This window comes from Stenotrophomonas sp. 05L44_2 (assembly GCF_056665995.1).
In genome coordinates this window covers 1-1,538 of the sequence record NZ_JBFTNR010000871.1, presented here as the reverse complement: position 1 = coordinate 1,538, position 1,538 = coordinate 1, and the positions used below count along the sequence as shown (strand labels likewise).

The window sequence follows — 1,538 nt, the reverse complement described above, 5'->3', positions numbered from 1 at the left end:
GGTTCAGGTAATGCCGGTTGGAGACCGGTCGCTGCCCGCAGTTGGCGAGCAGCAGATTGGCGGTCTCGAAGCGCTCGACCTTGCGACGGCCGCGACCGCAGTAGTAGCCACGCAGTGCGCAGGCCATCGCCACGTTGTCACGGGCAACTGCGGTGATGATGTCTTCGATCTGCTGCGCCAGCAGGTCCGTCTCCAGTGGCTTGTACCCTTGCGCACGGCCGGGCATATCGCCGCGATGCTCGATCAAGACAGCCAGCAGGTTGCGTGATTGGAAGCCCAGGTATTCGCAGTCGCGATGCAGGGCGTATTCCCCGCCCCAGTGCTCCAGACGGCTGCGGACGTATTCGCCGAACGTATCAAGCTGCATGGTGGGCTTCTCCCTGGATGGACGACGGACCCGGCGCGAACACATCCGGGCGCAGGAATTCACGACGGACCGCACCGGCCGTGGCCAGCTCGATGCGTCGGCACAGACGGGCGCCAGGCAACTTGTGGCCGCGGGCGATCATGTAAAGGGTCCGCAGCGCACAGCCGGTCTGGTGGGCCAGACGGCGCATCACGGGGCAACTGGGGGTGCCGTAGCCCCCTTGGGAGATGGCGTAGTCGATGAGGTTCATGGCCCCACATTACCGTGGCGGTAATGCCAAGTCAATACCGTTTTGGTCATTTGCTGGATTGGTAATGCAGAGCACCATTTACAGATGGACGCCAGTACCGCCCGCACCCTCAACATGCGCCTCCGCGTTGCCGCTGCCGGCGGCCCGGCCGAATGGGCCCGCCTGTTCGGCGGCACCCGCTGGGCGCAGCCCCAGGTCAGCCAGTGGATTTCGGAGAGCAACCCGAAGAGCATCGGCCATCGTCTGGCACGCGATCTCGAGTCGGCAATGCAACTCCCGCACGGCACGCTTGATCGTGCCGATCAGGACGTTGAGATGTCGCTTCAGTCTCAATCTACGGGACTGGATTTCGAGAAGATGAGCGCTGCGGTCAAGGTGCTTTCGCACTACCTGGAGCTGGTCGGCGATCCACCGGAATGGATCTACGATCCTGTGCTGCTGGAGACCGCATTCATGGTCGTGGACGAGTTCGGTCAGCCTTCGGCCCCGGACAATGTGCTCGACCTGACGAAGCTTCTGGCAAAACGGATCAGGGAGGCGAAGGATGACTCACACGCGACTCGAGGAGCTCGCACAGCGGTTGGCCGCTAGGACCCAGGAACTGCGCGGCGGTCGCAACCCGACACCTGCCTTGCGGGTGGTGGCCGGTGAGGCACATGCAGCCCCGGGAGAACGGCGGATGGATGCCATCATGCGCGAGTGGCATTGCCGCATGATCCGCAACGTACGCCGGCGCTGGGGGGAGCCGATGCAGCATGTGATCGACCAGGCCTGCTGCGGGGTGGTGGACATCGACCAGCTCGCCGACGATGCGCTGATCCAGCTGCACAAGGATATGGAACGCGCCGAGGAGTGCATCCGCGAGGGGATTTCCTTCCACGATGCGGGGCTTCTACGCGCGCACTACGGTTGAAAGAGACC

At 63.7% G+C, this 1,538-nt stretch carries 4 protein-coding genes; 2 read left to right on the top strand and 2 right to left on the bottom strand.

Annotated elements, in window-relative coordinates; translation table 11 throughout:
• Both AC1VAN_RS21530 and AC1VAN_RS21525 read right to left on the bottom strand, forming a co-directional pair.
• The coding region (locus AC1VAN_RS21530) for a hypothetical protein (RefSeq protein WP_480986706.1) at nt 1-367 on the bottom strand (367 nt) is incomplete at its 3' end.
• On the bottom strand, nt 357-617 hold the full coding sequence (locus AC1VAN_RS21525) for a helix-turn-helix domain-containing protein (protein ID WP_025874662.1): 261 nt from the start codon (nt 615-617) through the stop codon (nt 357-359). The genes AC1VAN_RS21525 and AC1VAN_RS21530, both read right to left, overlap by 11 nt.
• Nucleotides 618-701: 84 nt before the next feature.
• Between AC1VAN_RS21525 and AC1VAN_RS21520 the strand changes: the two genes are divergently transcribed.
• Nucleotides 702-1,208: a hypothetical protein gene (locus AC1VAN_RS21520; protein ID WP_032951727.1), complete on the top strand. Its 507-nt coding sequence runs from the start codon at nt 702-704 to the stop codon at nt 1,206-1,208.
• Nucleotides 1,209-1,296: 88 nt separating this feature from the next.
• Entirely contained in the window at nt 1,297-1,530 is a 234-nt protein-coding gene (locus AC1VAN_RS21515; protein WP_025874663.1) for a hypothetical protein, read from the top strand.
• Nucleotides 1,531-1,538: the final 8 nt, after the last annotated feature.

Coding starts and splice junctions, on each gene's coding strand:
- AC1VAN_RS21525 (WP_025874662.1), bottom strand. CDS start 617: ATGAACCTCATCGACTACGCCATCTCCCAAGGGGGCTACGGCACCCCC.
- AC1VAN_RS21520 (WP_032951727.1), top strand. CDS start 702: ATGGACGCCAGTACCGCCCGCACCCTCAACATGCGCCTCCGCGTTGCC.
- AC1VAN_RS21515 (WP_025874663.1), top strand. CDS start 1,297: ATGGATGCCATCATGCGCGAGTGGCATTGCCGCATGATCCGCAACGTA.